Source organism: Variovorax fucosicus (genome assembly GCF_030316825.1).
Taxonomy (GTDB): Bacteria; Pseudomonadota; Gammaproteobacteria; order Burkholderiales; family Burkholderiaceae_C; genus Variovorax; species Variovorax fucosicus.
The window spans coordinates 85,719-110,000 of sequence record NZ_JASZYU010000005.1 but is presented as its reverse complement, the minus strand read 5'-3'; the positions used below and the strand labels follow the sequence as shown (position 1 = coordinate 110,000).

Annotated in this window: 27 protein-coding genes (1 of these 27 cut by a window edge); 14 read left to right on the top strand and 13 right to left on the bottom strand. The window is 68.9% G+C overall.

The genetic code is table 11. The features are described 5' to 3' along the window. Together QTI05_RS25585 and QTI05_RS25580 are read left to right on the top strand one after the other, a co-directional pair. Window positions 1–944: the end of an ATP-binding cassette domain-containing protein gene (locus tag QTI05_RS25585; protein ID WP_286621244.1), read on the top strand. 958 nt of this gene lie to the left of the window's left edge; only the last 944 of its 1,902 coding nucleotides appear in the window; its start codon lies off the left edge, out of view; its stop codon occupies window positions 942–944. A 70-nt stretch (window positions 945–1,014) separates the two neighbouring features. Continuing rightward, window positions 1,015–2,718: a phospholipase D family protein gene (locus QTI05_RS25580; protein ID WP_444812966.1), complete on the top strand. Its 1,704-nt coding sequence runs from the start codon at window positions 1,015–1,017 to the stop codon at window positions 2,716–2,718. A 46-nt stretch (window positions 2,719–2,764) separates the two neighbouring features. Here the strand turns inward: QTI05_RS25580 and QTI05_RS25575 are convergent, their stop codons facing one another. From QTI05_RS25575 to QTI05_RS25565, 3 genes are read right to left on the bottom strand one after another with little or no spacing between them, the layout of a single operon-like run. Then, window positions 2,765–3,733 carry a Bug family tripartite tricarboxylate transporter substrate binding protein gene (locus QTI05_RS25575; RefSeq protein WP_286621242.1) on the bottom strand — a complete coding sequence of 323 codons (969 nt, stop codon included), beginning with the start codon at window positions 3,731–3,733 and terminating at the stop codon, window positions 2,765–2,767. Window positions 3,734–3,776: 43 nt separating this feature from the next. After that, window positions 3,777–4,139, bottom strand: coding sequence for an AtuA-related protein (locus QTI05_RS25570; RefSeq protein WP_286621240.1), 363 nt, complete (start codon window positions 4,137–4,139; stop codon window positions 3,777–3,779). Beyond that, window positions 4,136–5,518: an acyclic terpene utilization AtuA family protein gene (locus QTI05_RS25565; RefSeq protein ID WP_286621238.1), complete on the bottom strand. Its 1,383-nt coding sequence runs from the start codon at window positions 5,516–5,518 to the stop codon at window positions 4,136–4,138. The genes QTI05_RS25570 and QTI05_RS25565 overlap by 4 nt, the downstream gene beginning before the upstream one ends. Before the next feature lie 103 nt (window positions 5,519–5,621). Here QTI05_RS25565 and QTI05_RS25560 point away from each other — a divergent pair, with 103 nt between their 5' ends. Further along, complete coding sequence (locus QTI05_RS25560; RefSeq protein ID WP_286621236.1) at window positions 5,622–6,536, top strand: LysR family transcriptional regulator; 915 nt, start codon at window positions 5,622–5,624, stop codon at window positions 6,534–6,536. Window positions 6,537–6,625: 89 nt separating this feature from the next. Here the strand turns inward: QTI05_RS25560 and QTI05_RS25555 are convergent, their stop codons facing one another. Beyond that, on the bottom strand, window positions 6,626–8,026 hold the full coding sequence (locus tag QTI05_RS25555; protein ID WP_286539628.1) for an aminotransferase-like domain-containing protein: 1,401 nt from the start codon (window positions 8,024–8,026) through the stop codon (window positions 6,626–6,628). A 98-nt stretch (window positions 8,027–8,124) separates the two neighbouring features. On the opposite strand from QTI05_RS25555, the gene QTI05_RS25550 reads away from it, so the two are divergent. From QTI05_RS25550 to QTI05_RS25510, 9 genes are read left to right on the top strand one after another with little or no spacing between them, the layout of a single operon-like run. Further along, window positions 8,125–8,724, top strand: coding sequence for a LysE family translocator (locus QTI05_RS25550; RefSeq protein WP_286539630.1), 600 nt, complete (start codon window positions 8,125–8,127; stop codon window positions 8,722–8,724). Further along, entirely contained in the window at window positions 8,721–9,677 is a 957-nt protein-coding gene (locus tag QTI05_RS25545; RefSeq protein WP_286621234.1) for a DMT family transporter, read from the top strand. Before QTI05_RS25550 ends, QTI05_RS25545 begins: the two co-directional genes overlap by 4 nt. Then, the gene (locus QTI05_RS25540; protein ID WP_286539633.1) at window positions 9,674–10,282 is read left to right on the top strand and encodes a LysE family translocator; all 609 of its coding nucleotides are present in this window, start codon (window positions 9,674–9,676) and stop codon (window positions 10,280–10,282) included. Before QTI05_RS25545 ends, QTI05_RS25540 begins: the two co-directional genes overlap by 4 nt. 22 nt (window positions 10,283–10,304) lie before the next feature. Continuing rightward, a complete protein-coding gene (locus QTI05_RS25535) occupies window positions 10,305–11,516 on the top strand; it encodes an aminotransferase-like domain-containing protein (RefSeq protein ID WP_286621232.1) in 1,212 nt (403 codons plus the stop codon). 24 nt (window positions 11,517–11,540) lie between these two features. Beyond that, window positions 11,541–12,167 (top strand): DJ-1/PfpI family protein, encoded by a 627-nt coding sequence (locus tag QTI05_RS25530; RefSeq protein ID WP_286621230.1) that lies wholly within the window; start codon window positions 11,541–11,543, stop codon window positions 12,165–12,167. A 54-nt stretch (window positions 12,168–12,221) separates the two neighbouring features. Beyond that, window positions 12,222–12,863 carry a glutathione S-transferase gene (locus tag QTI05_RS25525; protein ID WP_286539636.1) on the top strand — a complete coding sequence of 214 codons (642 nt, stop codon included), beginning with the start codon at window positions 12,222–12,224 and terminating at the stop codon, window positions 12,861–12,863. Between the two features lie 8 nt (window positions 12,864–12,871). After that, window positions 12,872–13,777 carry a PhzF family phenazine biosynthesis protein gene (locus QTI05_RS25520; protein WP_286621228.1) on the top strand — a complete coding sequence of 302 codons (906 nt, stop codon included), beginning with the start codon at window positions 12,872–12,874 and terminating at the stop codon, window positions 13,775–13,777. A 2-nt stretch (window positions 13,778–13,779) separates the two neighbouring features. Beyond that, complete coding sequence (locus tag QTI05_RS25515; RefSeq protein ID WP_286539639.1) at window positions 13,780–14,484, top strand: VOC family protein; 705 nt, start codon at window positions 13,780–13,782, stop codon at window positions 14,482–14,484. 2 nt (window positions 14,485–14,486) lie between these two features. After that, the gene (locus tag QTI05_RS25510; RefSeq protein WP_286539640.1) at window positions 14,487–15,119 is read left to right on the top strand and encodes a LysE family translocator; all 633 of its coding nucleotides are present in this window, start codon (window positions 14,487–14,489) and stop codon (window positions 15,117–15,119) included. Window positions 15,120–15,122: 3 nt separating this feature from the next. Here the strand turns inward: QTI05_RS25510 and QTI05_RS25505 are convergent, their stop codons facing one another. After that, window positions 15,123–15,764, bottom strand: a complete 642-nt coding sequence (locus QTI05_RS25505; protein ID WP_444812965.1) for a dioxygenase family protein — start codon at window positions 15,762–15,764, stop codon at window positions 15,123–15,125. A gap of 87 nt (window positions 15,765–15,851) precedes the next feature. On the opposite strand from QTI05_RS25505, the gene QTI05_RS25500 reads away from it, so the two are divergent. Next, entirely contained in the window at window positions 15,852–16,526 is a 675-nt protein-coding gene (locus QTI05_RS25500; RefSeq protein WP_286539641.1) for a histidine phosphatase family protein, read from the top strand. A 36-nt stretch (window positions 16,527–16,562) separates the two neighbouring features. Here QTI05_RS25500 and QTI05_RS25495 read toward each other — a convergent pair whose 3' ends face one another. From QTI05_RS25495 to QTI05_RS25470, 6 genes are all read right to left on the bottom strand, one after another. Next, a complete protein-coding gene (locus QTI05_RS25495) occupies window positions 16,563–16,817 on the bottom strand; it encodes a DUF4124 domain-containing protein (protein WP_286539642.1) in 255 nt (84 codons plus the stop codon). Window positions 16,818–16,828: 11 nt separating this feature from the next. Beyond that, the gene (locus tag QTI05_RS25490) at window positions 16,829–17,890 is read right to left on the bottom strand and encodes an ABC transporter substrate-binding protein (protein ID WP_353505971.1); all 1,062 of its coding nucleotides are present in this window, start codon (window positions 17,888–17,890) and stop codon (window positions 16,829–16,831) included. A 222-nt stretch (window positions 17,891–18,112) separates the two neighbouring features. After that, window positions 18,113–18,448 (bottom strand): hypothetical protein, encoded by a 336-nt coding sequence (locus tag QTI05_RS25485; protein ID WP_286539644.1) that lies wholly within the window; start codon window positions 18,446–18,448, stop codon window positions 18,113–18,115. A 19-nt stretch (window positions 18,449–18,467) separates the two neighbouring features. Next, entirely contained in the window at window positions 18,468–18,716 is a 249-nt protein-coding gene (locus QTI05_RS25480) for a GlsB/YeaQ/YmgE family stress response membrane protein (protein ID WP_286539646.1), read from the bottom strand. 49 nt (window positions 18,717–18,765) lie between these two features. After that, complete coding sequence (locus QTI05_RS25475; protein ID WP_286539647.1) at window positions 18,766–20,433, bottom strand: ATP-binding protein; 1,668 nt, start codon at window positions 20,431–20,433, stop codon at window positions 18,766–18,768. After that, complete coding sequence (locus QTI05_RS25470) at window positions 20,433–21,950, bottom strand: ATPase domain-containing protein (protein ID WP_286621227.1); 1,518 nt, start codon at window positions 21,948–21,950, stop codon at window positions 20,433–20,435. The genes QTI05_RS25475 and QTI05_RS25470 overlap by 1 nt, the downstream gene beginning before the upstream one ends. Window positions 21,951–22,078: 128 nt before the next feature. Between QTI05_RS25470 and QTI05_RS25465 the strand changes: the two genes are divergently transcribed. Then, window positions 22,079–22,708 (top strand): YbhB/YbcL family Raf kinase inhibitor-like protein, encoded by a 630-nt coding sequence (locus QTI05_RS25465; RefSeq protein ID WP_286539651.1) that lies wholly within the window; start codon window positions 22,079–22,081, stop codon window positions 22,706–22,708. A gap of 2 nt (window positions 22,709–22,710) precedes the next feature. Here QTI05_RS25465 and QTI05_RS25460 read toward each other — a convergent pair whose 3' ends face one another. Then, complete coding sequence (locus tag QTI05_RS25460; RefSeq protein ID WP_286539652.1) at window positions 22,711–23,391, bottom strand: ProQ/FINO family protein; 681 nt, start codon at window positions 23,389–23,391, stop codon at window positions 22,711–22,713. 23 nt (window positions 23,392–23,414) lie between these two features. Continuing rightward, window positions 23,415–24,236, bottom strand: coding sequence for a creatininase family protein (locus QTI05_RS25455; protein ID WP_286539653.1), 822 nt, complete (start codon window positions 24,234–24,236; stop codon window positions 23,415–23,417). Window positions 24,237–24,282: the final 46 nt, after the last annotated feature.

The window sequence follows — 24,282 nt, the reverse complement described above, 5'->3', positions numbered from 1 at the left end:
GCGACCGCACGATCGTGCGCAACTTCAGCGCCACCATCCTGCGCGGCGACAAGATCGGCCTGATCGGCCCGAACGGTGCCGGCAAGACCACCTTGCTCAAGATGATCCTCGGCACGCTCGAGCCCGACACCGGCAAGGTACGGCGCGGCTCGAACCTCGAAGTGGCGTATTTCGACCAGATGCGCGAGGCGCTCAACCTCGACGCCACGCTGGAAGACTTCATCAGCCCCGGCAGCGAGTGGATCGAGATCGGCAAGCAGCGCAAGCATGTGAAGAGCTACCTCGGCGACTTCCTGTTCTCGCCGGCGCGGGCCAATTCGCCGGTGCGGTCGCTCAGCGGCGGCGAGCGCAACCGGCTGCTGCTGGCGCGCCTGTTCGCACGCCCGGCCAATGTGCTGGTGCTCGACGAGCCAACCAACGATCTCGACATCGACACGCTCGAACTGCTGGAAGACCTGCTGCAGAACTACGACGGAACCGTGTTCCTCGTGAGCCACGACCGCACCTTCCTCGACAACGTGGTCACCAGCACGATCGCTTTCGAGGGCGAAGGCCGCTGGCGCGAATACGAGGGCGGCGTCCAGGACTGGCTGATCCAGTCCAAACGCGCCAAGGAGATCGGTTTGCAGCGCGCGGCTGCTGCACCGCCACCGCCTCCGCCAGCGGTGGCCCCTTCTCCTGCGCCCACCGCAGCAGCAGTCAACGCCCCGCGCAAGAAGCTCAGCTACAAGGAACAGCGCGAGCTCGAAGCACTCCCGGCCCAGATCGCCGAGCTCGAAGACGAGCAGAAGCGCATCACCGAGTTGCTGGAGCACGATGGCGGCGCCATCTATTCCAACGAGGCTTCGCGCGCCGTCGAGCTTGGCGAGCGCCACGCGCAGATCGACGATGAACTGATGGCCGCGCTAGAGCGCTGGGAAACGTTGGGGGCGCCGGCCCGCTGAGCCCGGCGCCCCCGTCCGACGCGGCCCAACGCCACGCTCGGTTATATAGAAGAGGCTGTTTCGACTCCGAATGCCTCTGATGCTCCCTTTACCGCGCTGGATTCCCGCCCTGCTGGCCGCCACGCTGATGATGGCGGCTGGCTGCGCACAGTTGCCCACCAATGTCGAACGCCCGGTGTCGAGCGCGCTTGCGTCCGCCGCCGGCACACCCTTCGCCGCCCTGGTGCAACAGCGCCACGACGCCGACAAGGCCCGCTTCGACTCCGGCTTCGTGTTGCTCGACGGCCCGCAGGCGGCATATGGCAGCCGACTGGCGCTGGTGGAGGGCGCGCAGAAGACGCTCGACCTCCAGTACTACGCGATCCACGCCGATGCCAGCACGCGCCGTCTGATGATGGCAGTGCGTGAAGCGGCGGCGCGCGGGGTGCGTGTGCGCATCCTGATCGACGACTTGCACAGCACCGGCCGCGACGCGCTGGTGCTGCGACTCGCCTACGACAAGAACATCGAGGTGCGCCTTTTCAACCCGTTGGCCGGTGCGCGCGGCTCGTCGCTGGCCCGGCTGTTCAATTCGATCGACGACGCGTCTCGCATCCAGCAGCGCATGCACAACAAGCTGTTTCTGGCCGACAACGTCCTTGGTGTGACCGGTGGCCGCAACCTGGGCGATGCCTACTTCGGCATCGGCAAAAGCGGCAACTTCGTCGACATCGACGTGCTCGCGGCCGGTCCGGTCGTGCAGGATCTGTCGCGCAGCTTCGACAGCTACTGGAACAACGAGCGCGCCTACCCCGTGCAATCTCTGGTCACCCGCGAGGAGCTCGACGCGATCCGCGACAAGGCACGTGCCGAACGGGATCGCCAGCCCAGCGCAGAAACGTCGGCACCTGCGCCGACCAACGAAAGCCAGCGCGCGCGGGTCTGGGACGAGAAACCGCTCGATCTGCAGACCACCGCGCTGGTCTGGGCACCGGCTGTCATGCTGGTCGACAAGCCCGGCAAGATCGCCGCCCCTGCCGACGAGGCTGCCGGCGCGCCTGGCCTGGTGTTCACGCAGCCAGCCGATGCGCCGCGCGCCAACGGCAACAACCGGCGGCAGACCGCCTTCGCGGACGCGGCCGATACCGCTGCCGGCGGCGAAACGCTGGTCGAAGGCCTGCTGCAACTGATCGGCCAGGCGCAGCGCGACCTGCTCATCATCTCGCCCTATTTCGTGCCCGGCCCGGACATGAAGCAGGCCTTCGCCAGCGCGCGGGCGCGCGGCGTTCGCGTGCGGGTGCTGACCAACTCGCTGGCGTCGAACGACGCACCGATCGCGCACGTCGGCTACGCGCGGCACCGCGAGGCGCTGCTCCAGCTCGGCGTCGAGCTCTATGAGATGCGCAGCGAACAGGCCGGAATCAGCAGCGCCTTCGGCTCGTCCGGGGCGGCCGTCACCGGCGAATCGCGCGCAATGCTGCATTCCAAGGTGCTGGTGATGGATGGCCGGCTGCTGGTGGTCGGCTCGATGAACCTCGATCTGCGTTCGCAACTGCAAAACACCGAGGTCGCGCTGCTGATCGGCAGCACGGCGCTTTCGCGCACCGCCACCGGCGTGATCGAAACCACGCTCCGCGAAGGCGCATGGCATGTGGAGCTGGTGGACGGCCGGCTGATCTGGCGGGCGCCGCAGGGCAGCGACCTGAAAGACACCACGATCGAGCCCGACGCGAGCATCGGCCTCAAGCTCATGCTCAAGCTGCTCGGCCCGCTGGCGCCGGACAGCATGCTCTGAGCCGCCGGGGTCCGCCGCGTCAGGGCCATGTGGGATTGTGTTGTTCTTATTCGGCTTCGATGCCAGCCGCCTTCACGATGCGGCCCCACTTCTGCGATTCGCCGATCTGGAACTTCGCGAGCTCTTCCGGCGATGTCGTGAACACCTCGGTGCCGGTCGGCTCGTAGAACGCGGCCTTCGCAGCCTCGCTTTTCGCGGCGCGGGTCAGAAGCTCGTTGAGGCGCTTGACCACTGCGGCTGGCGTCTTCGCGGGTGCGTAGGCGGCAAACCAGTAGCCCATCTCATAGCCCTTCACGCCGGCCTCGGCAATGGTCGGCACCTCGGGTGCGAGCGGCGAGCGGCTCGCGCCCGAGACCCCGAGCGCGCGCAGCTTGCCGCCCTTGATTTGCGGCAGCCCGGTGGCCGCGTCGGTGATCATCATGTTGATCTGCCCGCCGAGCAGGTCGGTCACGGCCAGCGTGTTGCTCTTGTATGGCACGTGCAGCAGCTTGATGTCGGCCATCTGCTGCAACAGTTCGCCGGCGATGCGGCTCGACGAACTGCCGCTGCCGAAGGTGTACTTGCCCGGCTCCTTCTTCGCGAGCGCGACGAATTCGGCCACCGTCTTTGCGGGGAACGCCGGGTTCACCACCATGATCTGGCCGCCCTTGCCGAGGGCTCCGATCGGCGAGAAATCCTTGACCGGGTCGTACGGCAGCTTCTTGAACAGGTGCTCGTTGGCTGCGTGCGTGGTGTTGGTCGTGATCAGCACCGTGTAGCCGTCGGGCGCGGCCTTGGCGACTTGCTGCGAGGCGATGAAGCCGCTGGCGCCGGCCTTGTTGTCGATCACCACCGGCTGCCTGGTTTCGGCCGTGACACCGTTGCCGATGGCGCGCGCGATCTGGTCAGTGGCGGTGCCAGCCGCGAACGGCACGACGAAGGTAATGGCTTTCTCGGGGAAGGCCTGGGCTTGCGCCAGCGCCGGCGCCAATGCAAGGGTAGCGGCGGCGAGCGCGATGGAATGGAAGCGGTTCATGGTTCTTGTCTCCGGATGGTTTGTCACTAAAAAAGAAGCGAGATCAGCCTTCGGGCGGGCCGGCCAGCAGGTGTTGCAACGCGGGCGGCACCTGGATCGGCAACTCGAGCAGCAGGAACGAAAGCGACTTGCCGTGGGTGTCGAGGTTGAGCGCGTCGTTGACGCCGCCGTCGAGCACCGCATCGAGCACGAAGTTCATCGCCTGCAGCTTCGGCAGCACGAAACGCTGCACACGGCTCGGCGCACGATGACGGAACTGCGCCGCCACGGCCTCGGGCGTGACCTGCTCCACCAGCAGCGGCCACAGCGCCGGGTGCCAGGCGATCACGCTGATGTTGGAGCGGTCGCCCTTGTCGCCGGTGCGGCCGTGCGCCGCGCGGTAGAGGGGAACGGGGATCGTCGTCATGCGGCCATCATTTCGAAGCGCACGGGCACCGCGTCGCGCGGCAACAGGCACGAGATCGTGTTGAGCCGGGGCGTGAGCGTGCTGCGCACGCCGCCACCGCCGGCCGGGCCACAGGTGTAGAGCGCCATCACCTCGCGCCCCAGCCGCTCGGCCTCGGCGCGGTCGTCGTGCGTGGCTGCGACGCGCAGGCGCACGTCGCGCGCGCCGCCGTCGGGCGTGGCTGCGAGCGCGCGGCCGGCATCGTCTGCCAGGATGCTGATTGCGCCGATCAGGTCGACCCGCAGCGCGAGGCCGGCGAGCCGGCTTCGCAGCACATCGGCCGCGAGCCGCGCGCGCGCCTCGGCGCGCGGGCCGGCGTACGAGATCTCGCCCTCGGCCAGCCAGCCGCCCTCGTGGCAGACGTTGACCTTGTAGTGGGTCGGCCGCGCATGGCCGCGCACGCCCGTGAGTGCGACGCGATCCGCGCCCGCGGCCTGCACCTCGGCCTCGCCGATGTCGGCGATGACATCGGGTGTCAGGTAGGCCACCGGGTCGTGCACCTCGTAAAGCAATTGCTCCTTCACGGTCGCCTCGGTCACGAACCCGCCGGTGCCGTCGGACTTGCCGACTGTGCAGCGGCCATCGGCTTCGATCTCGGCAATCGGAAAGCCCACGTCGGCCAGGCCCGGCACATCCTTGAAGCCGGGATCGGCGAAGTACCCGCCGCAGACCTGCGCGCCGCATTCGAGCAAGTGGCCGGCCATGGTTGCGCGGCCGAGCTTTTCCCAGTCGTCTGCGCGCCAGCCGAAGTGCGACATCGCCGGCCCGACGGTGAGCGACGGGTCGGCCACGCGGCCGCACACCACGATCTGCGCGCCCGCATCGAGCGCGGCAGCGATCGGCTCGGCGCCGATGTAGGCGTTGGCGCTGACGATGCGCAGCCCGTCCAGTTGCGCGCCGAGCTCGGCACGCAGCAGGTCGCGCTGGGCTGGCGCCGACAGGTCGTCGCCCTCCACCACCGCAATGCGCGGCGCCGGCGCGCCGAGTTCGCGGGCGAGGCGCGCGATGTGCCGCGCCGCGGCGCGCGGATTCGCCGCGCCGAAGTTGCTCACGATGCGAATGCCGTGCGCCAGGCAGCGCGCCAGCACCGGCCGCAGCATCGCATCGAGCAGCGGCTCGTAGCCGGCTTCGGGGTCGGCGCGGCGCCGCAGTTGGGCCAGCGCCAATGTGCGCTCGGCCAGCGTTTCGAAGATCAGGAAGGCGCGCTGCCCGGCCGGGCCCGTGGCGAGCCGGGCGATCAGCGTGTCGACCACCGGGCCGGCGGCATCGGTGCGGTCGCCGGAGAAACCGGCCGCGCAGCCGATCAGCAGCGGCGGGGGAAGCGAGGGCTTGGCTGTCATTCTGGTTTGTCTCTTGTCGGTCTCTTTGTGGCGCCGAATGTAGGCGTATGCCTGCCATCCGTAAAATCGAAAGTTCAGATCGATTCATCCAAATTCCAGATCAATGTCCGCGCCTGATCTTTCCGCCCGCCAACTGCGAGCCTTCGCGGCACTGGCCGATCAGCGCAACTTCACGCGCGCGGCACAGTCGTGCCACCTGTCGCAGCCCGCATTCAGTGCGCTGATACGCACGCTCGAAGACGCACTGGGCGCGCGCCTGTTCGACCGCGACACGCGCAGCGTGCATCTCACGCCCGAGGGCCGGTTGTTCGAGGCCTCGGCAGCGCGCCTGCTCGACGACATGCAGCGCGCGATCGGCGACCTGGCCGACCACGTGGAGCGGCGCAAGGGCCGCGTGAGCATCGCCGCACTGCCCTCGCTCGCGGCCGGCTGGTTGCCCGCGATCCTGGCCGAGTTCATGCAGGCCTGGCCCGGCATCACGGTCGAACTGCACGACGCACTGTCGGACGCCTGCATCGCGCAGTTGCGCAGCCACCAGGCCGACTTCGCGCTCGCGGCCACCGGGGCTGGCGCTGCCGCAGCCAGCGACCTGCGAGGCCGCAAGCTCTGCAGCGACCGCTTCCACCTGGTTTGCCGCGCCGACCATCCCCTCGCCAAGGTGCCCAAGCTCACCGCCCGGCAACTCGCGCCCTGGCCCTTCATCCAGATGGCGCGCAACAGCAGCGTGCGCCAGTCGCTCGACGCGGCGCTGCATCCGCTGCGCCTGAACGCCGTGTTCGAGGTGGAGCATCTCGCAACCGTGATGGGCCTGGTCGAGGCCGGCATCGGCATCAGCGTGGTGCCGGCGCTGACGCTGTTCCACTTCCGACGCGAGACGCTGGTGACGCGGCCCCTGCCGGTGCCGGGACTGACGCGCACGATCTATCTGGTGCAGCGGCGCGAAGGCAGTTTGTCGGTGGCGGCGCAGACCCTGCACGACCTGATCGTGGAGCGGATGGGGTCGCTGCGGGTTGCTTGACTAATTGGTGCGGGGGTGCGTCGGCCGGCGCAGCAGGGTCGGCCAGCCCGTACCGCACACCGGGCGCCCCCCCACGAGGCACGTCGAAACTAACCCCGCACCCGCCCAAACACCTTCCAGAACTCCGCATCCTGCGCCGTCGCAAAGTTGATCCGCATCAACGTCGACGGCCGCCGACGCGCATGGAACAGCGAGCCCGGTGCCAGCAGGTAGCCCTCGTCCAGCATGCGCTGCGTCAGCGCATCGGTGTCGACGCCCGTATCGACCCAGCCGAACAGCCCCGCCGGCTCCGACACGAAAGTGCAGCCATGCGACAGCGCCAGCTTCACGGTGCGGGCGCGGGCGCCGTCCAGCCGGATGCGGATGCGGTCGGCGTGGCGGCGCAGTTGCCCCTGGTCGATGCACCAGGCCAGCGCGCGCTCGAACAGCGCGGGCGTGGTCAGCGTGGCGAGCAGCTTGGTTTCCAGCAACCGGCCGAACACCGCCGGGGGCGCGGCCAGGAAACCGATGCGCCAGTTAGGCGCGAGGATCTTGGCAAAGCCGCTCACATAGATGGTTCGCTGCAGTCCGTCGAGCGCGCACAGGCGCGTGGCGTGCTCGGGCGCCAGATGGCTGTAGGTGTCGTCCTCGACGATGTGAAAGTCGTGCTGGTTGGCCAGCTGCAACACGCGGTGCGCGCTGCCGGGCGTGAGGCAATAGCCGGTCGGGTTGTGGAACACGCTCACGCTCACGAACAACTTCGGCGCGTGCGCCTCGCAGTACTGCGCCATCACATCCAGATCCGGCCCGTCGGCGCGGCGCGGTACCGGCAGCACCCGCATGCCAAGCGACTCGAGCCGCGCGAACTCGATCGCCCAGCCCGGCTCCTCGACCATCACCGGATCCCCCGCGCGCAGCAGCGTCCGGCTCACGATGTCGAGCGCGTGCGTGGCGCCGATGGTGGTGATGATCTGCTCCGGCCCGGCCGGCACATTGATGCTGACCAGCTTTTGCGACAGGCTGCGGCGCAGCGCCGCATCGCCGGCCGGCTCGCCGTACTGCAGCGACAGCTCCTGCAACGCACGCGTGCCCGTCAGCCGGCGCAGCGAGGTCGGCAGGAAGGTCGACTCCATCCAGTCCGGCGGAAACACGCCCATGCCGGGCTGTGGCTTGTCGCTCTGGCGGTGGAACATGCCGCGGATCAGCGAGCTGGCATCGACGGGCAGCGGCATCGCCACCGATTTGACGGCGCCTTGCGCCCGCCCTTCCTGCACCGCCGCCGCGGAATCACGCACGTAAAACCCGCGTTGCCGCCGCGCCTCGACCAGGCCCTGCGCAAGCAACTGGTCGTACGCAGCCACCACCGTGTGCGGGCTCACGCCCTGCTGGCGCGCGCATTCGCGCACCGAGGGCAGACGGGTACCCGGCGGCAAAAGGCGGTTGCGGATGCGCTCGGCAAAGCGGGCCGCCAGTTGCTCGGTCAGCGATTGGGTCGAGGTTCGTGTCAGCATGGGCGTCTTCTGTGTCCCTGGTCGAGCCGATACAGACTAGCCCATTGTTCGACCATCTGTATTGGTACTGTAATGGTCATCAGTTTAGAGTCTGTGCCATGAACTGGCAAGAATTCACCGCGTTGCTGGTGCTGGCCACCGCGATGAGTTTCTCGCCGGGGCCCAACACCACGCTGTCGACCGCACTCGCGGCCAACGGCGGCCTGCCGCGCGCGATGCGCTTCATCCTTGCGGTGCCGGTGGGCTGGAGCCTGCTGCTCGCGTTCTGCGCAGCCGGTGTCGGTGCGCTGGTGATGGCGGAGCCCGCGCTGCGCGTGGTCATCAAGGCGCTCGGGGTGGCCTATCTGCTGTGGCTGGCCTTCAAACTGAGCGGCAGCGGCACGCTCGGCAGTGCCGAAGGCAGGCGGCTCGACGTCGGTTTCGGCCAGGGCGTGATGCTGCAGTTCCTCAACATCAAGGCCTGGCTGCTGGCGCTCACGCTGGTGGCCGGCTGGATCGCGGGGCAACCCGATCCCTGGCAGCGCTTCGCGATCGTCGCGCCGGTGATGCTGGTCTATGCCTTCACCAGCAACTTCGTCTACGCGCTGGCCGGGTCGCTGCTGCGCAACTGGCTGGTGCATGGCCGCCGGCTGCTCTGGTTCAACCGCGCGATGGCCGCCGTGCTGGTGCTGACCGCCTGGTGGATGGTGACGGTATGAGCATCAAGATCAAGGACGAAACCCTCGGTATGTGGCTTGGCGTGCTGGGCGTGGCTTTCTTCGCCGTCACGCTGCCGATGACGCGCCTGGCCACCGGCACAGCCGAGGCGCCGCAACTCTCGCCCTGGTTCGTCACGCTCGGCCGCGCCGCGCTGGCCGGCGTGCTGTCGGTGATCTTCCTGGTTGCCACGCGTTCGCCGCGCCCCGCGCCGCACCACTGGAAACCGCTCGGCCTGGCCCTGTTGGGCAACGCGGTCGGCTACCCGCTGCTGCTGGGCTATGCGCTGCGCGTGGTCACGGCCAGCCATGCCGCCGTCATCACCGCCCTGCTGCCGTTGGTGTCGGCCATGGTCGCAGCCTGGGTGCTGCACCAGCGCGCGCGGCTCGGCTTCTGGATCTGCGCTGTGGTCGGCAGCCTGCTGGTGGTGGTGTTCTCGGTGTTGCGCGCGCAGCAGCACGGCCACGGCTTCGGGCTGGAATGGGCGGATCTGCTGCTGGTCGGCGCGGTCATCGCCGCGTCGTTCGGCTACATCTACGGCTCGCAGGTCACGCCGGCGCTGGGCGCCGAGCGCGTGATCTGCTGGGTCTGCGCGATGGCGCTGCCGGTCACGCTGCCGGCAACCTTCGCGCTGTGGCCGCAGCAACCGGTGGCGGCCTCGGCCTGGGCCGGCTTCGTCTACGTCGGCGTGTTCTCGATGTGGATCGGCTTCTTTGCCTGGTACCGCGGCCTGGCGCTCGGTGGCGCGCTGCGGGTGAGCCAGACGCAGCTGCTGCAGCCGTTCCTGTCGATCCTGGCGTCGATCCCGTTGCTCGGCGAGCCCCTCGATGTGGTCACGCTCGGCTTTGCGGCGGCGGTGGTGGCGACGGTGGTGGCCGGCAAGCGGCTGTCGCAGCCGTCCGCGGGGCGGCAGCCCGCGCCCTTCAAGCCGGCACCGGAGGCGCCCGCACCATGAGCGCCGAAACCTGGCTGGCGTTCTGCCTCTTCGCCTTTGTCAGCTCGATCACGCCCGGGCCCAACAACACCATGATGCTGGCGTCCGGCGTGAACTTCGGCCTGGCCCGATCGCTGCCGCACATGACGGGCATCACGGTGGGCTTCTGCCTGATGATCGTGCTGATGGGCATGGGGCTCGGCACGGTGTTCGAGCGCTACCCGGTGCTCTACACCGTGATGCGCTACGCGGGCGGCGCCTACATGCTGTATCTGGCCTGGAAGATTTTTCGCAGCAAGCCGGTCGCCGATGCGGCCGCGGGCGAGGCCCCGCGGGCGCGCCCCATGGGCTTTGCCGCCGCGGCCGCCTTCCAATGGGTCAACCCGAAGGCCTGGGTGATGGCGCTCGGCGCCATCACCACTTACCTGCCGGCCCACCATTCGCTGTGGCAGCTGATGGCGCTGGTCGGCGTGATGGGCATCATCAACATGCCCAGCACCGGCTCATGGGCGCTGTTCGGCAGCAGCATGCGCCGGCACCTGCAGCGGCCCGCCTTCCTGCGTGTCTTCAACACCCTCGCCGCGCTGGCGCTGGTGGCCTCGCTATATCCTTTGCTGACTCACTGACCCACCGAACGGAGAACAACACATGACCCCCCTGAACTGGAAGCTGGCCGCCCGCGCCGAGAAGATGAACCCGTCGGTGCTGCGCGAGATTCTCAAGGTCACCGAGCGCCCCGGCATCATCAGCCTGGCCGGCGGCCTGCCCTCGCCCAAGACCTTCCCGATCCAGGCCTTTGCCGATGCCTGCGCCGAGGTCCTGCACAACGACGGCCAGGCCGCGCTCCAGTACGCCGCCAGCGAAGGCTACGGCCCGCTGCGCCAGGCGGTGGCCGACATGCTGCCGTGGAACGTCGACCCGGCGCAGGTGCTGATCACCACCGGCTCACAACAGGGGCTGGACCTGGTGGCCAAGGTGCTGCTCGATCCGGGCAGCACGGTGCTGGTCGAAACGCCGACCTACCTCGGTGCGCTGCAGGCCTTCGGCCCGATGGAGCCGGTGCCGGTGAGCGTGGCGAGCGACGATGAAGGCGTGATCGTCGACGACCTGTTCGCCAAGGCCGCGGATGCGCGCTTCGTCTACCTGCTGCCCAACTTCCAGAACCCGACCGGCCGCACCATGACCGAAGCGCGTCGCGCGGCGGTGTCGCAGGCGGCCGCGAAAGCGGGCCTGCCGATCGTCGAAGACAACCCCTACGGCGAACTCTGGTTCGACGAAGCGCCACCGCTGCCGTTGACCGCACGCAACCCGGAAGGCTGCATCTACCTGGGCTCGTTCTCGAAGGTGCTGGCGCCGGGCTTGCGGCTCGGGTTTCTGGTGGCACCGAAGGCCGTCTACCCCAAGCTGCTGCAGGCCAAGCAGGCGGTCGACCTGCACACACCGATCTTCACGCAGCGCATGGTGTCGTCGGTGATGAAGGACAACTTTCTCGATCGCCACGTGCCGACGATCCGTGCGCTCTACAAGCGCCAGCGCGATGCGATGGTGGCTGCGTTGCAGCGCGAGATGAAGGGGCTGGACGTGAAGTTCAACGTGCCCGCGGGTGGCATGTTCCTGTGGCTGCGCATGCCAGAGGGCATCGACACGGTGGCGCTGCTGCCCAAGGCGGTCGAGCGCAACGTGGCCTTCGTGCCGGGCGCGCCGTTCTACGCGGGCCAGGGCGATCCGCGCACCATGCGCCTGTCGTTCGTGACCGCGAACGTCGACGAGATCGACATCGCCATTGCCGCACTGGCGCAGACGCTGCGCGAAGAACTGGCGCTGCTTGGCGAACGCAAACTCGCGCCCGAACCGGTCTGAGTCACGACGCAGGGGCACGTCACGATGCATATCGCCATCCTTACCTTCGACGGCTTCAACGAACTCGACTCGCTGATCGCGCTGGGCGTGCTGAACCGCGTCAAGAAGGCCGGCTGGCGCGTCACGCTCGCGGCACCAACCGCGGCCGTCACCTCCATGAACGGCATCACCGTGCATGCCACGGCGACACTGGCCGAGGCGGTTGCGGCCGACGCAGTGATCGTCGGCAGCGGCATTCGCACGCGCGAGATCGCGGCCGACGCGGCGATCATGGACGCGCTGCGCAAGATGAACCCCGCACGCCAGCTGATCGGCGCCCAGTGCTCCGGCACACTGCTGCTCGCCAAGCTGGGGCTGCTGGGCAAGGTGCCGGCATGCACAGATCTCACGACCAAGCCCTGGGTACAAGAGGCCGGGGTCGAAGTGCTCAACCAGCCCTTCTTCGCGAAGGGCAACGTCGCGACCGCCGGCGGCTGCCTGGCTGCACCCTACCTGGCCGCATGGATCATCGCGCGCAGCGAGGGCATCGACGCAGCCGCCAGCGCACTGCACTACGTTGCGCCCGTGGGCGAAAAGGAGGCGTACGTGGCCCGCGCACTGTCCCACCTCACGCCACACTTGCAGCCCGCAGAACCGGCAACCGCGCCATGATCGGAGGCTCGGCCTCGCGACCCGCCACCCGCTGACCCCGAAAAAGGAAACGACATGCTCAACATCTGGGGCCGCATCAGCTCGATCAACGTGCGCAAGGTGGTCTGGTGCGCGCAGGAGCTTGCGCTCGACTTCCAGCGTACCGAGGCCGGCGGCCAGTACGGCGTGGTGCAGACGCCCGAATACATTGCGCTGAATCCGAACGCGTTGGTGCCGGTGATCGACGACGGCGAAGGCGCCGAGCGCGTGGTGCTGTGGGAATCGAACGTGATCGTGCGCTACCTGTGCGCAAAGCACTCCTCGGGCCGGCTCTACCCCGACCTGCTGGCCGAACGCTTCGATGCCGAGCGCTGGATGGACTGGCAGCAGACCACCTTGAACCCCGCCAGCGCCGGCGCCTTCCGGCAATGGATCCGCGTGCCGCCAGCCGAACGCGATCTCGCGGTGATTGCGCGCTCGGTGACCGCAACCGAACCGCTGTTCGCGATGCTCGACGCGCACCTGGCCACGCGCCGCTTCATGCTGGGCGACAACTTCACGATGGCCGACATTCCGCTCGGCTGCGAGGCGCACCGCTGGTTCGGCCTGCCAGCCGCCGAGTACACGCACCCGGCCTGGCCCAACGTGGAGCGCTGGTTCGCCGAACTGAAGGCGCGCTCCGGCGCACGCGGTGTGCTGGATCTCCCCCTCGAATGACATCCCGGATGAAAACCCGCCCCTTCCAGCAGATCGATGTGTTCACCGCGGTGCCCTACCGCGGCAACCCTGTGGCCGTGGTGCTCGACGGCAGCGGCCTCGACGATGCGCAGCTGCAGCGCTTTGCGCAATGGACGAACCTGTCGGAAACCACCTTCCTGCTGCCGCCGACCGTGCCGAGCGCGGACTACCGCGTGCGCATCTTCACGCCCGGCGGCGAGCTGCCGTTCGCAGGCCATCCGACGCTCGGCAGTTGCCATGCGTGGCTGAAGGCCGGCGGCAAGCCCAAGGCAGCCGACCGGATCGTGCAGGAGTGCAAGGCCGGCCTGATCCCGATCCGGCGCGAGGGCGAGCGCCTGGCCTTTGCCGCGCCGCCGCTCCAGCGCAGCTCACCGAGCCCGAGCGTGCTGGCCAGGGTGGCCGCCGCGCTGGGCCTGAAGGCGCAGCAGATCGTGGCCGCGCAGTTGCTGGACAACGGGCCGGTCTGGCTCGGGCTGCTGCTGGACGACGTGGACGCGGTGCTGGCGCTCAAGCCCGATCACCGCACGCTCAAGGAACTCGGGCAAAAAGTGGGCGTAGCGGCAGTCGCCCGGGCGCCCACGGCGACCCATCTGATCGCGCGCTCGAACCGCGAGGCCAGGGCCTTCGCGGGTAGTGCGCCCGCCGCCATCGGCCTCGAAGTGCGCGCCTTCGCGGCGCCGGTCGGCGTCGAGGAAGACCCGGTCACGGGCAGCCTCAATGCCAGCCTGGCGCAATGGCTCATTGCCGACGGCCATCTGCCCGAGCGCTACCTCGCCGGGCAGGGACAGTGCATGGGACGCGATGGGCGCCTCAGCGTGGAACGCGACGCGGCCGGCCAGGTCTGGATCGGCGGGGATGCGGTGGCGTGCATCGAAGGCCACGTGGCACTGTAGCCATGATTGCATCACTCACCGCCGAAATCGACCACCTGGTCATCGCCGCGCGCACGCTCGACGAGGGCGTGCAGTGGTGCGAAGCCACGCTCGGCGTGACGCCCGGCCCCGGCGGCGCGCACCCACTCATGGGCACGCACAACCGGCTGCTCAACATCGCGGCACCGGCTTTCCCGCGCGCGTACCTCGAGATCATCGCGATCGATCCGGCCAAGCAACCGACGCGCGCGGCCGGGCTGCACCGCTGGTTCGACCTCGACGATGCGGCCCTGCAGGCCGGGCTCGCGCAGCACGGGCCGCAACTCGTGCATTTTGTGGCGCGCGTGCCCGATGCGAAGGCCTCGCTGCACGCGCTGGCGAATCCGCAGGCGCACATCGACCGCGGCCATCTACTCGAAGCCTCGCGCGCCACGGCGGCGGGGCTGCTCGAATGGCAGATCAGCGTGCGCGACGACGGCCAGCGCCTGTTCTACGGCGCGCTGCCCACCCTGATCCAGTGGGGCCCGGTGCACCCGGTCGACACCATGCCGGCATCGGGACTCGAACTGGTCGCGTTGGCAGCGGTGCATCCGCGCCTGGACACGCTGCGCGCCGCGCTCGATGTGATCGGCTTCACCGCGATCGACCTGCGCCAGGGCCCACCGAATCTCCTGGCCACGCTGCGCACGCCGCGCGGCCTCGTCACGCTCGAATCGAAGGGACTCTGACCATGCTCGCAGCTTCCGAACTCGCCTGGTTCGCGCTCGCCGCCCTTCTGCTCGCGCTGACGCCGGGGCCGAACATGATCTATTGCGTCTCGCGCACGCTGGTGCAGGGCCGGCGCGCCGGACTGGTCTCGCTGGGCGGTGTGCTGCTCGCGTTTCTGGTGCACCTGGTCGCAGCGGCGCTCGGGCTCACCGCACTGCTGCTGGCTGTGCCGCTGGCTTTCGATGCAATCCGCTACGCCGGCGCGGCCTATCTGATGTGGCTCGCCTGGCAGGCCGTCAAGCCCGGCGGAACGGCGCCGTTCGAGCCCCGCGCGCTGCCGGCCGACCCGCCGGCCAGGCTGTTTCGGATGGGCTTTCTGACGAACCTGCTGAACCCGAAGGTCGCGATGTTCTATCTCTCGTTCTTTCCGCAGTTCATTCACCCGGAGCGCGGCTCGGTGCTGTGGCAGAGCGCACAGCTCGGCGCGGCGCAGATCGCGAGCAGCGCGCTGGTCAACACGCTGATGATCGTCGGCGCCGCCAGCATCACCGCGGTGCTGTCGCAAAGCACCGGCTGGCTGCGCGCGCAGCGCTACGTCATGGGCAGCGTGCTGGCCGCGCTGGCAGTGCGCGTTGCACTCACGGAGAAGAAATGAAGTTCAGGCCGCGACCACGATCGGGAAGCGCGCCTGCAGGCCGTCGCTGCCACGCTCGAACGGCACCGTGACGGCCGCGCGGCTCGCGTCGTCGAGCCGGCGCCAGATGCCATCGCGCGCGTTGCCGGGGTCGCCCTCCACATAGAGCTGCGTGGTCAGCAGCTCGCGCGTGCCGAGCTTCACTTTCACATGGATATGCGGCGTGCGGCCGGTGTAGGGCACGGGCCGGATCGTGCGGAAGCGGTAGCGCCCGTCGGCACCGACCGTGACGCGGCCGAACCCCTGAAACGCCGCATCGGCCCGGTTGCCGTCGCCGGGATGATGGTAGTGGCCATGCTCGTCGCACTGCCAGATCTCGACCTGCGCGCCGGCCACCGGCCGGCCTTCGGTGTCGCTCACCGTGCCGTCGACCCAAGCCGGCTGGCCGCCGCGGTATGGCGCGCGGCTGCCGTTGTGCAGCAGGTCCGGGTCGGTATCGGCCGGCAGCTCGATCGGATAGAACGGCCCCTCGGTCTGCGCCGGCGTCAAAAGGCGCCGCGGCGCCGCGGGCTGCTGCGCCCGCGCACCGAGCCAGAGCGCAGGCATGACGACCAGCGCGGCGCCGAGGGCGCGGCGCCGCAGAGGATGGGGTGTGTGGGCGGGCATCGCATTGGGACTCGGCGCCACAGCCCCAAGTTCCGCCCGTCGCAGCCGGGACAAGCGGCGCCGCTGCGCTTTGCCAGAATCGTCCTCATGGGAAACCTCTACCTCGTGCGCCACGGACAAGCTTCTTTCGGCGCGGCGGACTACGACAACCTGAGCGAGCTCGGCCAACGGCAAAGCGAGCGGCTCGGCGCGTACTGGCGCGAGCGCGGCATGACCTTTGACGCGGTGATCACCGGCACCCTCAAGCGGCACCGGCAAACCTGGGAGGGCATCGCCAAGGGCCTGGGACTCACCCGCGATGACGTGCTGCCGTGGCCAGGCCTGAACGAATACGACAGCGAAGCCATCGTGGCGACGATCCATCCCGAGAAGCTGCCCAAAGCCGACACGCCCGAGCTCTACCGCAAGCATTTCCGGCTGCTGCGCGACGGCCTCGCCGCCTGGATGCAGGGCAAGACCGAGCCGGCAGGCATGCCGAGCTATGTCGATTTTCTGGCCGGCGTGACCACCGCGCTCGACCATGTGCGCGCGCGGCACCATGGCGCCCGGGTGCTGGTGGTGTCGAGCGGCGGGCCAATCTCGACCGCGGTCGGCCAGGTGCTGGGCACCAGCGCCGAAACCACGATCGAACTCAACCTGCGCATTCGCAACACATCGGTCACCGAGTTCGCGTTCACGCCCAAGCGCCACATGCTCGTGACCTACAACACGCTGCCGCACCTCGACGGCCCGGCCTACGAAAAGTGGGTCACGTACTCATGAAGAGGCAACGATCGGCGCATGAGCGCCGATGAGCGCCTATTTGCTCGCCGGCGCAGCGGCCTTGGCGACCTGCGCGGTGCCGGCCGACGCCGGCGGGCGGTAGGGCTCGACCGTCCAGCCGCGCGCCGAGGCATCGCTGCCGAACACTTTCTGCGCGCGTTCGCCGTTGCACACGGTGTCGGAAAAAGACACCTTGCCGTTGGCGTCGACGCAGCGGTGCACCTGGGCCAGTGCGGGGGTGCCGGCCAGCGCCAGCAGCAAGGCCAGCGCAGGTGCGCAATACAACTTCATGGCGTTCATCCTCAACGCAGAACCCGGCCCTCGGCCGTGATGTAAACCAGATCCACCGAGCGGTTCGCATCGCGCAGCGGCGGCCGCAGGTTGATGCGAAAGCCGCCCACGTCGTAGTCGACCATGCCGGTCATGGCCTTGAGCAGCGCGGCCCGCGTGGGGGCCGGGCCGGCGCGGCGCACCGCCTCGCCGAGCGACTTGGCGGCGATGAAGCCCTCCAGACCTTCGTACGAGGCGATCTGGTCGGAATCGGCCAGTGCCGCGAGGTATTCCTTGACGATCGCCGTGCGGCTGGTTTCGCGCGGCGAGGGCACCACCTGCGAAATGATCACGCCGCGAATGTCCTTGCCGAGCGAGGTGTAGAGCGGGTCGATGCCCACCACCGAAAACGTCATCAGCGCGCTGGCATAGCCGGTCTTGCGCATTTCACGCACGAAGGCCGAGGTGGTCTGCGACAGCGAGGCCTGCAGGATCGCCTGCGGCTGCGCCTTGGCGATGGCCGCGACCGCTTCCGCGACCTGCGTGCTGCCCGGCTGCACCTTCGCCACCGCCACCGGGGCGGGCAGCTTCAGCTCGGTCGCGGCGTCCTGGATCGCCTGCAGCGCCGCGCGGCCCATGGCGTCGTCGTCCACCACCACCGCAATGCGGGTCTGGCCCAGCGTGCTGCATTGCCGCAGCATCGCGAACGCCTCGTCAGCCATGCTCGGCCGCACGTGGAAGACGTTGCCGTGTGCCTTGTTGCGCAGCACATCGGCCGCGGCGAACGGCGCGAAGAACGGCGCGCCCTGCTGCTGCGCGACCGCCGCGCCGGCCTCGGTGCTGGCCGTGCCGACAAAGCCGAACAGCACGTCGGCGCCGTCGGCCAGCAATTTCGTGGCATTCGCCTTGGCCTTGTCGGCCTGGTAGCCATCGTCGAGCTGGCGCAGCTCGAGCACCGTGCCGCCCGCACGGCCGACCTGTTCGTTGTGGGCCCCCACGAACAGCTTGGCGCCGGCAGCGAATGCCATGCCGATCTCGTTGGCCGCACCGGTCATCGGGATCGACTGGCCCACCACCAGCTTGGTGGTGGCCACATTCGTGCCCGGGTGCTTCGCGGATTGAGCCCGCAACGGACCTGCAAGGCCCAACAACGCCATGGCTCCCGCCGCCTGGCCGAATCTTCTGCGCGACGCGTGCATCAACATTGTTTGACCCTTGCAACAATTAATTACAAAGGCAAATCATAGGGGTTCGCCCTGATGCAGTGACGGCTTCTACCCCCTTCGCAGGGCTCTGGACTGTGCAGTTCTGCACGGTCAGGCCTGCCAGACGCCGTAGCCCAGCGCGCGCAGGCGAATACCCAGCTCGACTTCCATCGCTCTGGCGTCGTCGTACCCCATCGGGTTGTAGCGCTCGTAAAGCGCGGGCAGCAACCGCAGGCCGAAGTCACGCACGAACGTGTTCGCCTGGATGCCGGCCTTGTGCTTGTCGAACCGGACGTCGGGGTCAAGCCCCGTCATGCCGACATAGACGAACGGCTTGCCGAGCTGGTACTCGGGATTGGCGCGGCGAAAGCGCGGGCTGTTCCAGACCGGGTCGTCGAGTGCGACCACGTAGACGTGGTAGTGGGCCCTGCGCGGCTTGCGGGGCATCGCGCTGCCGGCGATGCGCTCAGGTCTTGCGCTTGACCAGGCCCCAGATGATCAGCAGCACGATCGCGCCGAGCACCGAGACGATGAAGCCCGCGGTCTCGCCGACCGTATACCAGCCCATGGCCTGGCCGAGGTAGGTGGCACCGAACGAACCTGCGATGCCGATCAGCGTGGTCACGATGAAGCCGGCCGAGTCGTCGCCCGGCTTGACGGCGCGTGCGATCAGACCCACGACGAAACCGATCAGGATGGTCCAGATGATGCTCATGATTTCCCTTGGCAGGTTGATTGAGGACGCGGTGCGTCCGGGGGCAGATTCATGATAGCGGAGCCGCCGTCGGCAGCGCCTTGGCCACGGCGCTGCCAAGCGTGGAAATATCGAAGGGCTTGATCAGGATCGACTGGGTGCCCAGCACCCGCCCGACCGCGGCCATGTCGGCGTAGCCTGTGGCCAGCACCACCGGGATGTCGCGCACCATCTCGCGTGCGCGGGCAATCACCTCTGCACCGTTGAGCCCCGGCATTGCGTAGTCGACCACCAGCAGATCCTGCGGGGCCGCTGCGAGCTGGGCAAGCCCGCTGGCACCATCGGACGACTCGGTTACGGCATAGCCCAGCAGTTGCAGGCTTTCGACGATCACGCGCCGAACCTCACTGTCGTCCTCGATCACCAGCACACGGTAGCGCGACACCGCATCGTCGGCACTGGCGACGGGCGCTGCGGTCTGATCGGGCACTGCCCGGTCGCTGGAGGCGGGGAAGTGCATCTCCACGGTGGTGCCCCGTCCCACCTCGCTGCGCAACGTGGCCGAGCCGCCGGACTGCCGCGCAAACCCGTAGACCTGGCTCAGGCCCAGCCCGGTGCCGCTGCCGACCGGCTTGGTGGTGAAGAAGGGGTCGAACACCTTGGTCAGCAGGTGCGGCGCGATGCCGACGCCCGTGTCGGTGACGGCCACCACGACCTGCTCTCCGGCCGATCCGGCCGGCACCAGCCGGATCGACACGGCCAGCATGCCGCCGGCGGGCATCGCATCGCGCGCATTGACCGCCAGATTCAGCACCGCCATCTCGAGCTGGCTCGCGTCGAGCACAGCCCAGGCCGGCCGATCGCTGGCCTCGACCTGCACCGTGATGCCCGGCCCGACCGACACCGCCACCAGCTCCTGCATGCCGAGCATCAGCGCGTTGACATCGGTGAGCCGCGGCAGCAGCGACTGGTTGCGCGCGAACGAAAGCAGCTGGCCGGTGAGCTTGGCGCCCTTGCCGACCGCGGCCTTGGCCCGCCCGCTGATCGACAGCACCTTCTGGTCCTTGGCCACGCGCGCGACCAGGTCGAGGTTCATGTTGACCACGTGCAGCAGGTTGTTGAAATCGTGCGCGATGCCGCCGGTGAGCCGGCCGATCGCCTCCATCTTCTGGCCCTGCAGCAACGCGGCCTGGGCCCGCTCGCGCTCGGCGATCTCGGCCATCAGCCGGTCGTTGGCGCCGGCCAGTTCGCGCGTGCGCGCCGTGATGCGCTCCTCGAGTTCGCGGTTCAGCCGCTCCACGTCGGCGCGCGCCTCGTCGAGCTGGGTCAGATGCATGCGGGTGGCGTACTGCCGGCTGCGCGCGCGCACCGCTGCATCGATCGCGCGCGCCAGCGTTTCGGAATGCACCGGCCGCTCGAGCAGGATCACGTTGCCGAGCGACTGCAGCGCCGCCAGGGCATGGTGCGTGCGGTGTGCCACCTCGCGCGCCGCCAGTACGATGAACGGGAAATCCGACCAGCTCGGCTGCGTCACGAGCCATTCGCGCAACGGCTCGTCCGGCACCAGGGCGATCGATTCTTCGGTGATGACCGCGGCCGACGCACCCTGGCCGAGCAGGTTCAGGATGTCGGCGGCCGACCCGCACACCACGGCACCCAGCTTCATGCCCTCGACCACACTGCGGATCACGGCCGCATCGCGGCCGCGCGGCGCATGGATGAGGACGCGGCGCTCCATCAGCGGGACGCCGTTGCCCGGTCGCCCAGCATCGGTATGGCGCCACGGTAGGACGGCACACCGGACAGCACACCCTCGAAGTCGGTCAGCGGCGGCCCGACCTCCACGCCGCCCTGGCCGAGGCGGAACTCGCGGATGCTGAGCTCGTGGTGGTTGGTGCGGCTCTTGACCACCGACATCGCCTTGCGCAGCATGCCTTGCGACTCGAAGAACCGGTACAGCACGATCGCATCCGACAGATAGCTCAGGTCGACATCGCTGCGGCCTTCCCCCACCAGGCCGTGCTGGCCGAGCACCAGCAGGGTCACGACCCCGCGCTGGTTCAGGTAGCTCAGCAGTTCGTGCATCTGCAGCAGCAGGAACTTGGCGCCCGGCATCGACTGCATGTAGGCGTTCAGGCTGTCGATCACCACCATGGCGGCGCTGTCCGTCTCGACCGCATGGCGCACCATGTTCGAGAAACGGCCCGGCGAGACTTCGGCCGGGTCGAGCGGCATCAGCCGCAGCCGGCCTTCCTCGATGGCCGGCCTGACATCCATGCCGAGCGCCTTGCAGCGGTGCAGCAACGTGCCCAGGCCCTCGTCGAACAGGTAGTACTGGACGCGTTCTCCGCGCTTCAGCGCCGCCACCACCGCCGACATCGCGGTAGTGGTCTTGCCGACCCCTGACGGGCCGATCAGCAAGGTGTTGCTGCCGCGCGAGAGCCCGCCGCCCAGGATCCGGTCGAATGCCGGGGTGCCGGTGCCGACCGGGGTGGACGCCACGTCGCCGCGGTGCTCGGCTGCGATCAGGCGCGGGTAGACGTGGATGCCGCCGGTGTCGAGCGTCAGGTCGTGTGCGCCGCCGCGGTAGGGCACGCCACGCATCTTGACCACGCGCAGGTGCCGGCGCACCGGGCCGTAGTCGCCCACCACCTGTTCGAGCGCGATGACGCCGTGCGCGATGCTGTGCAGTTGCAGGTCGCCGCCTTCCGAACTCATGTCGTCCAGCATGAGCACCGTGCAGTTGCGCGAGGCGAAGAAGTGCTTGAGCGCGAGGATCTGGCGCCGATACCGCAGCGGATCCTGCGCCAGCATGCGCATCTCGGACAGGCTGTCGAACACCAGCCGCGTCGGCTTCAGCCGCTCGACGGCCGCCATCACGGCGCGGGTGGTTTCGCCGAGCTCGACCTCGGAGGTGTAGAGGATCGACTGTTCAGCATCGGGGCTCAAGCCTTCCTCGCTCACCAGCTCGAACACCTCGATGCCGTCGAGCGTCCAGCCGTGCGAGGCGGCCACGATGGCCAACTCCTGCGCCGTTTCCGACAGCGTGATGTAGAGCCCCTTGTCGCCTTCCGCGCGGCCGGCCAGCAGGAACTGGAGGCCGAGCGTGGTCTTGCCGGCGCCTGGCGTGCCTTCGACCAGGTAGACATGGCGGGTCGGCAGCCCGCCGCCCAGCACGTTGTCGAGTCCGGCGACGCCGGTGGTCGCGCGCGCTTGCGCGGGGACGATGGGGAGTGCGGCAGGCGGATTCAACATGAAGAAAAACTTAACGCAAGCCGGCGGCCGGCAGTGACGGCATCCGCAACCGACTTGCGTAGACGTGCGTCCTACAGACCTGCCTGCGGACTGGCGCTATACCGGAGGCTCCACTCCCGGTGCGTTCCATGCTCGAAAAGCTTCCCGATGCCATCGGCCATGCGCTGCACGACCTGCGCGCGGGCCTCGACAAGATCGTCTTCAACACCCTGGGCCTGCGGGCCGGCATGGCCACGATCGAGGTCAGCAGCCTGGCCTTCGCCGACCATGCGCCGATGCCCGGGCGCTACACCGCCGACGGCGAGGGCGTGTCGCCGCCGCTCGCCTGGCGCCTGCTGCCGCCGGAAGCCAGCACGGTGGTGCTGCTGGTGGAAGATGCCGACTCACCCACGCCCAACCCGCTGGTGCATGCGATCGTGGTCGACCTGCCGACACGCGACGGCACCCTGGCCGAAGCTGCGATGCCCAGTGCGGAGCAGGACGGCGCAGGGCTGCACATGGGGCGAAACTCGTACCTGCAAGGCGCCTGGCTGCCACCGGATCCGCCGCCGGGCCATGGCGTGCACCGCTATGCGTTCCAGGTGTTCGCGCTGCGCGACGGCCCGGGATTCAGCGAAACGCCGGGCCGCGACGAACTGATCGACCGGCTGCGCGAACGCGCGATCGCGAGCGGCTTGCTGATCGGCACCTTCGAGCGCCCCGATGGCACCATTCCGGACCGGGAGGCCGAAACCGTTCCGGCGCAGCTGGTGGGCTGAGCTCAGACCGACAGCGTGCGGCCGACTTCGCGCGGGTCGAGCCCGTACATGTCGGCAAACTCGGCGACCGACTTGCCGCTGGCGGCAAAGGCGCGTTGCAGCGCCTCGCGCTTGGCAACCTGCGCCGCCAGTTCGGCAAACGCCTCGTCGACCAGTTCGTTGGTGGCCGCGTCCTGTCCGCGCACCAGCGCCAGATAGTCCTCGCGCGCCAGGCCCGAGCGCTCGAAGGCGGCGAGCAATTGCTTGCGCACCTGCGGGCGCAGATCGTCGGCAGTGCGCGCCTGGCGGCGCTTGAACACCTCGAGGATGGCGTGGTGCACATGCTCGGGTGCCACGTCTTCCACCGGCTGACCGTCGAGGCCGTGCCGCTTGTCGCCGGCCGCCACGCGCTCCAGGTACTTGGTCGATCGCGTGTGCAGGCCCAGGGCGACCTTGAGTTCGTCGCGCTGGAACACCTCGGGGTGTTTTTCCAGCAGCGCCTGGAACACGCCGCGCTGCAGCGGCAGGAAGCGCGCGCCGAACAGATCGGGGTACAGGCCGAACAGCAGTTCGAGCGTGGGATGCGGCTTGCGGGCACGCTTCGCGCCCTGGGCTTGCGCCTGGGGCGGCGGGCCGTCGGGGCGCGGCTTGCGTTTTTGGGGGGCGCGCGAAGCGGCGGGGGCGGGGGCGGTATCGGTCGTCATTCGGCTCCGATTGTCGCCGCTCGTCAGGACGCCAGCGTGGAGAGCGGCAATGAGGCGACTTCACCAAGCAGCAACGCCAGTTGCGCCGCCGCCGCCTCGACCACCTGGCGGCCCTTGTCGGCCGTCGCCGCCGCCGCATTGCCGGCCGCACCGTGCGCGTTGTAGTCCTGCATGGCCCAGCCGAGCTTGGCGCTCTTGCCGTTGCCGAGGATCGCGTAGTCGGCCGCGCGCTGCCGGGCGCTCGATGTGAAATCCTGCGCTGCATCGGTGCGCACCAGCGGCGCGTGCAGCGCCAGCATCATCGAGGTCTCGACTTCCCCCGCATGCACGCCGAAGCGGTGCTCTTCGGCACTGAACTGCGCGTTGGCCTGGCCCAGCGGCAGGTTGAACCAACTCACGCTGTAGACGATCAGGTCGTGTGCCTCGCGCAGTTCGCGCGCAACGATGTCCATCGCACCGACGTGCCCGCCATGCGCGTTGAACAGCACCAGCTTCTTCACGCCGGCACGCGCGACGCCGGCGCCGATGTCCTTCCACAACCGGATCAGCGTTTCCGACGAGAGCGTGAGCGTGCCGGCGAAGCGCGCGTGCTCGGGGCTCAGGCCGATCGCCTGGGTGGGCAAAAACAGCACCGGCAGATCGGCGGCCAGCTGCGGCAGCGCCGCCGAGACGATGCCGTCGACCAGCCGGGTATCGACGCCGAGCGGCAGATGCGGGCCGTGCTGCTCGGTGGCGCCGAGCGGCAGCACCGCAACCGTGCGGGCCGGGTCGAGCGCGGCAAAATCGCGCGTCGTGAGGTCGGCCCAGAAGCGGCTGGGCAGAGGCGTGCGATCGGAGGGATTCATGCCCGCGATCTTAGAGCCGTGCAGTCCCGCGGACCGACCCCCTGCA